Raw genomic sequence first — 6,350 nt, forward strand, 5'->3', positions numbered from 1 at the left:
GTTCAGATGAACATGGAAACCAACGTTGAGACCGATCTTCTGGTGAGCACGGTGCGTCGCTTTGTCGAGGAAGAGATGTTCCCCCATGAGGAAGAGGTAGACAGTCTGGGATATGTGCCCGAAGAGATCGGTCGGGCGATTGAGGCAAGGTCTCAAGAGCTGGGCCTTTACGCCTGCAACCTGCCGGAAGAGGTTGGTGGCGGCGGCTTGGGCATCTCGCAGATGGCGCTGATCGAGCGGGAATACGGGCGCACCAGCCACGCGTTGCAAAGCTGGGCGGCGCGGCCGACCGAACTTCTGATGGCCTGTGACGCCGAGCAGCGCGAGCGGTATCTGTTGCCCGCCGTGCGCGGTGAAAAGCGCGAGCTCTTTGCCCTGACCGAACCGGGTGCGGGGTCGGATGTGATGGGCATGAAGACCAACGCGCGCCGTGACGGCGATGACTGGATCCTGAATGGTTCCAAGCATTTTATCTCGGGCCCCTGCATGCCCGATTTCGCCATCGTTTTTGCGGCCACCGGGGAAGACGACACGCCACGCGGGCCGCGCAAGAGGATCACGGCCTTTCTGGTCGATGTGGGCATGCCGGGTTTTGACTGCCGCGAAGGCACGAAATGCGTCAGTTATCGCGGCTACAAGACGTTTGAACTGCATTTCGACAATGTGCGTCTTGGACCTGAACAGGTGCTGGGTGAAGAGGGTCGCGGGTTGGAGCTATCCGGCAAATGGCTGGGAATGGGGCGCATATGGGTCGGGGCCACCTGTTGCGGCAAGGCGGAGCGTATTCTTGAGTTGGCGACCGATTGGGCCGCAACGCGCAAGCAGTTCGGCAAACCCATCGGAACGTTTCAGGCCACGGGGTTCCGTCTGGCGGATGGGGCGATCAATCTGCGCGCAGCCGATCTGATGGTGAATGACGCGGTCGCCCGTGCCGAGCAGGGCGTGATGAGCGATGCCGATGCCGCGATGATCAAGGTCTTTTGCTCGGAGATGCTGAACAAGATCGCCGATGATGCCGTGCAGATCTTTGGCGGCATGGGATTGATGGAGGAAATGCCCATCCAACGCTTCTGGCGCGACAGTCGGCTTGAGCGGATATGGGATGGAACCTCTGAAATCCAGCGCCACATCATCACACGTTCCATCTTGCGGCCGCTGGGTGCATGACCCCTGAACGGCGCGCCAATTTCCAACGGCTGCTGAAGCCGCGTCACATAGCCTTTGTCGGCGGGCGCGACGCCACAATTGCGATCAACGAAGCGCGCAGGCGTGGGTTCCAGGGGCAGATGTGGGCGGTGAATCCCAAGCGGGCGGATCTGGCTGGCTTGCCCTGTATCGCGTCAATCGACGACCTGCCTGAGGCACCCGATGCGGTCTATCTTGCCATTCCGGCGGCGGGTGTGGTCGAGGCCTTGGGCAGTCTTGCACAGATGGGTGCGGGTGGCGTGGTGTGTTTTTCGGCGGGCTTCAAGGAAACGGGCGATGCGGTGGCCGAACAGGCGCTGATCGAGGCCACGGGAAATATGGCGCTGATCGGTCCCAATTGTTACGGGCTTATCAACTATATCGACAATGCCGCCTTGTGGTCGTTTGAACATGGCGGCTGGTCGCCCGGCTATGGTGCCGCGATCATCACGCAGTCGGGCATGTTTTCCTCGGACATCACCATGAGTCAACGCTCCCTGCCGCTGGCCTATATGGTGTCGGCGGGCAATCAGGCGGTGCTGGGGCTGGAGGATTTTCTGGATGTCTTTGCAGATGATCCCGCCGTGCGCGCCATTGGCCTGCATATCGAAGGGTTGCAGGATATTGCGCGCTTTGAACGTGCAGCGTCAAAGGCCTTGTCCAATGGCGTACCCGTCGTGGCGCTCAAGACCGGAAGTTCACAAATTGGGTCGGCATTGACCGTCAGCCATACCGGATCATTGTCCGGCTCGAGCGAGCTTTACGAGGCGCTGTTTGCGCGCACAGGTGTCATCAGCGTGACCAACCCCTCCCAGTTGCTGGAAACACTCAAGTTTCTGTGCGTGGTCGGTGCGCCCAAGGGCGTGCGTGTGGCGGGGTTCACCTGCTCGGGCGGGGGGGCCACGATGCTGGCGGATTACGCTGAAAAGATCGGGCTGGAGTTTCCCGCTGTCGATCCGGCGCAGGAACCTGCGTTGACGGCGCTGTTGCCAGAGATTGCGACCGTGTCGAACCCGTTGGACTATACCACCCCGATCTGGGGGCAAGGGGAACGGACATATCCGGTCTTTGCAAAGGCCATGGAAGCGGTTGGTGCGGATAGCACGGTCCTTGTTCAGGATTATCCCGCTGCGGGGCTGGATGCTTCCAAGGTGTATTACCAACAGGATGCGGCGGCCTTTGGACGCGCGGCCCGGGAACAGGGTCTGCCCGCTGCGATCTGTGCGACTTTGCCGGAAAACATGGACGTAGAAACCCGTCAGTTCCTGATCTCTGAAGGGGTGGCTCCGATGCAGGGTATACACGAGACATTGAATGCCATCGGGCAGGCTGCGCATTGGGCGCAGATGCGCGCACGCAGCGCCTTTGCTGGCTCGGTCGGGTTGCTTTCGGCAGAGCCGGCAGGTGCGCTTGAGATGTTGACGGAAGATGCCGGCAAACTCTGGCTGTCAGGCAAGGGCGTTGGCGTTCCAGAGGGCAGGGTGGTGGCTGCCGGACAGTTGGTAGAGGCGGCGACCGAAATTGGTTTTCCGGTCGCGCTCAAGATGATGAGCCCGCTTTTGGCCCACAAGTCCGAAGCGGGCGCTGTCGCTCTCAATCTGGACAGCCCCAAAGCCGTGAGTGAAGCGGCCGCGCGAATGAAAGCGGACGTGGCTGATCACAATCCGCACGCGGTCACAGACCGGTTTCTGGTTGAGGCAATGTCGCCGCCGCCTCTGGTGGAACTGATCGTCACCTTGCGCGGTGATCCCCAGTTTGGAGTGGCGCTGGTTCTGGGTAGCGGCGGTGTTCTGGTCGAGTTGGTGGGTGATGCGGTGACGCTGCTTTTGCCCGCAACCCCGGATGATATTGCGCGCGCCCTGCAAAGCCTGCGGGTCACGCGGTTGCTTGATGGATATCGGGGTCGCCCAAAGGCGGATGTGTTCGCGATAGCGGGTCGGATACATGACCTGTGCGAGGCCTACCTGCACGAGCGCTCGATCATGGCCGAGATCGAGATCAACCCGCTGTTTGTCTATTGCGACCGTTTATGCGCCGTAGATGCATTGCTTCACCGCAGGGCTGCTCGATGACCGGCTCACGCATCATTTCCAATCCCGATCTGACCGTTGGCGCGGACAACAAGCAACGCTGGAACCAACCGGCGCATCGACGACATGGGTTTCACAACGCGCACCGGCTGTTTCGGCGCACGATGATGGTCAGGTCGCGCAATGTCTTGATGTTGGAGCCGGCATCACAGGGGCTGTCCGATCCGCCTCCGGGCCTGCGTGAGTTGCTGGCCCATCCGGCCTTCTCGGCAATCTGTTGTGTTCGGGGCGACCGGATCCTGATGGAAGGAGCCGCTGATGATTTTGCAGTGACTTCCCCTCATTCCATCCAATCCGTCTCAAAGCTGCATATTCATCTGATCATCGGGCAGCTTCTGGAACAGGGTCTGGTTTTTCTGGATGCCAAAGTGGCCGACTATCTTCCAGACATCGGAACGGGCTATGCCGATGCGACGGTTCAATCGCTTCTGGATATGGCTGTGAGCAACGATTTCTCCGAAGACTACAGCGACCCGGAGTCTGACTGCTATACCGAGGAGATTGCCTTGGGATGGCGCTTGCCAGCCGATGATCTGGCTGAAACCTCGCTGGTGGATTTCACCAACGCGATCACGGGTTTCTCGCCGAATGCGCGGCGTGAACATGCGCTGTACAAGTCCGCCAACACGGATGTCCTGACCCGCATCGCGGCGACGGTCTCTCCCAAACCATTGGCGCGGCTTGTCGAGGACATCGCGGATGCCGCCGGATATGAGGGGGCGTTTCACATCAGCCTCAGCCCCGACGGGTATCTTGCCTTTTCCGGAGGAGGGTGTCTGAGCGCACGAGACCTTGCGCGATTTGGTTTGCTGTTCGCGCGCCGTGGGCAGGACATATCCGGAAAGCCCTTTGCCAACGCCTCGTTCATGGCGCACAGCCTGTTGCGCGATGCGCTCAGGCTGACGCCGCCAAAAGACTGGCTGAAGTATTCAAACCACCTGATGACAGATGGTCGGTTTGTCGGACATGCCGGATACGGTGGGCAGTTCCTGATGGTTGATACGCATTCCGGCACGTCCTGCGCGTTTCTCAGTGTCCTGGAAAACGCGGCCGGGTATGACGACGACTATATGGGTATGGTTGCAGACGTCTTGCGACAGGTCTGTGACCGATGAAGGTTCTTCAACGACGGGCCATGAGCAGCGCAAAGCCACGCTGGCGGCCGATGAGGTTCGGAAAACCCCGGCATCCGGCCCCTTGATGATTTGGCTGATACAGCCCCCGCGACCGGTAACTTCAGGATGTCTGTACGGCGAAGACCGGGACCGGATTGGAAAAGCCGTCGAACTCTACCGGGCCAATCAGATCGCATGCATGGTTGTCGCAGACAGCGGCATGTGTGGCCTCGTCGATCAGGATCGGGTGGGACACCTGTTTGGTGTGGCTTTCAAGCCGGGATGCGAGGTTCACCTTGTCGCCGATGCAGGTATAGGTCGCCCGCTGCTGGGTCCCTGCGTAGCCGGCCACGACTTCGCCTGTTGCAATGCCTATGCCCAGTCGGATTTCGGGTCTCTGAGCCGCCGCTTGTTCCTGGTTGAATTGCTGGATGATCGCCAGCATGTCCTGTGCGGCGGCCACTGCACTTGCGGCCGGGTTCTCCAGAGGTTGCGGGGCTCCGAACAGCACCATCAGCCCGTCGCCAATCATCAGCGTGACGATCCCTTTGCGGTACTCAATCGCATCGAACATCAATGTATAGTACATGTTGAGCAGTTCGATCGTGTCTTCGGGCGACTGGCGTTCGGAAATGGCCGTGAAGCCGCGAATGTCACAAAAGAGGATGGTGGCGTGCACCCGCCGCCCGCCCAGTTTGAAGCCGGATTCCTGCAGATCCTGTACAACCTCGCTGGTGGCAAATCGTTTCAGCAGGGTCTTTTGCTCGTCTCGCAGCCGCTTCTTTTCAAGACTCGAGGACAGGCGCGCCTTGAGAAGAACGGGATTGACCGGTTTGGGCAGATAATCCTCGGCCCCCAGATCAATGCAGCGCACGATGTTGTTCACGCCCTCGACGGAGGAGGTGACGATGACCGGCAGACCGTGCAGGGAGGGGTCCTGCTTGATGGCTTCCAACACCTCGAACCCGTCCATCTCGGGCATTTCAATGTCCAGCAGCATCAGATCGAACGGGCGTTCGCGCAACATCTCCATCGCCGAGCGGCCGTTTTCGGCCACCGTGGCCCTATAGCCCAAAAGCTCGACGCTGCGTGTCATGAGCAGGCGATTGACCCTGTTGTCGTCAACGATCAGCACATGTGCGGCTTGTTCAGTCATTCTGCAGGCTCGCAAGGGCTGCGGCTGCGCGGGAAAACTCGCTATCCACCTGGTCCAACAGGGCCAGAACCTCGGGCGTGGCCCTGGCGTCTGACGTCAGCTCCAGATCTCTGGCAGGCTCGGCCAGAGCATGTGCGCCGAACACGTTCGCATTGGACTTGAGCGAATGCGCGGCACGGCGAAACCCGTCGGTATCCGCTGTTTCCAAAGCCGCGCGCAGGTCGGCGATCATGCCTGGGGCTTCGTCCAGAAAGGTCGCGACCAGTTCCACCACGAACTCGGCACCCGCTGCATCCTTGAGGTCATCAAAGACAGTCTGATCAATCGCATCTTGTGTCATTCTGTGTTCCTTGTGCGGATTGGCACTTGTCTGAGCGCCTCGATCAGTTTCGGGACCCGGATGGGTTTGGCGATATAGTCGTCCATACCCGCCTCAAGGCACATCTCACGGTCGCCTTGCATGGCGTTGGCCGTCATGGCGATGATGTAGGGCCGCGCACCTGCTGCGGTGTCCCTGGTGATGCGGCGCGATGCTTCCAGCCCGTCCATTTCAGGCATCTGAACGTCCATCAGCACCACGTCATAAGTCTGGCGCGCGACGCTTTCCAGCGCCTCCAACCCGTTGCTGGCCAGATCAGCACGATAGCCCATCTGCTCGAGCAGACGCAAAGCCAGTTTCTGGTTCACCAGGTTGTCCTCTGCCAGCAGGATGCGCAGCGGATGCTGTTTTGCCATGTCGGTATCGCTCTGTGCAGCGGCTGCTGCGGGTTCGGCGGGCCGTCGCGTATCTGTTAGATCAAAGAC

6 protein-coding genes are annotated in these 6,350 nt (G+C 60.1%); 3 read left to right on the forward strand and 3 right to left on the reverse strand.

Going from position 1 to position 6,350, the window contains the following annotated elements:
- The first annotated feature begins 12 nt into the window (after positions 1 to 12).
- From WAO69_RS13850 to WAO69_RS13860, 3 genes are read left to right on the forward strand one after another with little or no spacing between them, the layout of a single operon-like run.
- Positions 13 to 1,167, forward strand: coding sequence for an acyl-CoA dehydrogenase family protein (locus WAO69_RS13850; RefSeq protein WP_422180120.1), 1,155 nt, complete (start codon positions 13 to 15; stop codon positions 1,165 to 1,167).
- Complete coding sequence (locus tag WAO69_RS13855; protein WP_422180122.1) at positions 1,164 to 3,257, forward strand: acetate--CoA ligase family protein; 2,094 nt, start codon at positions 1,164 to 1,166, stop codon at positions 3,255 to 3,257. Before WAO69_RS13850 ends, WAO69_RS13855 begins: the two co-directional genes overlap by 4 nt.
- Positions 3,254 to 4,390 carry a serine hydrolase domain-containing protein gene (locus WAO69_RS13860; protein ID WP_422180124.1) on the forward strand — a complete coding sequence of 379 codons (1,137 nt, stop codon included), beginning with the start codon at positions 3,254 to 3,256 and terminating at the stop codon, positions 4,388 to 4,390. The genes WAO69_RS13855 and WAO69_RS13860 overlap by 4 nt, the downstream gene beginning before the upstream one ends.
- 121 nt (positions 4,391 to 4,511) lie before the next feature.
- Here the strand turns inward: WAO69_RS13860 and WAO69_RS13865 are convergent, their stop codons facing one another.
- The 3 genes from WAO69_RS13865 to WAO69_RS13875 all read right to left on the reverse strand — a co-directional run.
- On the reverse strand, positions 4,512 to 5,546 hold the full coding sequence (locus WAO69_RS13865) for an adenylate/guanylate cyclase domain-containing protein (protein WP_422180126.1): 1,035 nt from the start codon (positions 5,544 to 5,546) through the stop codon (positions 4,512 to 4,514).
- Positions 5,539 to 5,886 carry an Hpt domain-containing protein gene (locus WAO69_RS13870; RefSeq protein ID WP_422180128.1) on the reverse strand — a complete coding sequence of 116 codons (348 nt, stop codon included), beginning with the start codon at positions 5,884 to 5,886 and terminating at the stop codon, positions 5,539 to 5,541. The genes WAO69_RS13865 and WAO69_RS13870 overlap by 8 nt, the downstream gene beginning before the upstream one ends.
- Positions 5,883 to 6,350: response regulator (locus WAO69_RS13875; RefSeq protein WP_422180130.1), on the reverse strand; the 468-nt coding region annotated here is incomplete at its 5' end. The genes WAO69_RS13870 and WAO69_RS13875, both read right to left, overlap by 4 nt.

The sequence above is a fragment of the Aestuariivita sp. genome (assembly GCF_049276915.1).
GTDB lineage: Bacteria > Pseudomonadota > Alphaproteobacteria > Rhodobacterales > Rhodobacteraceae > Aestuariivita.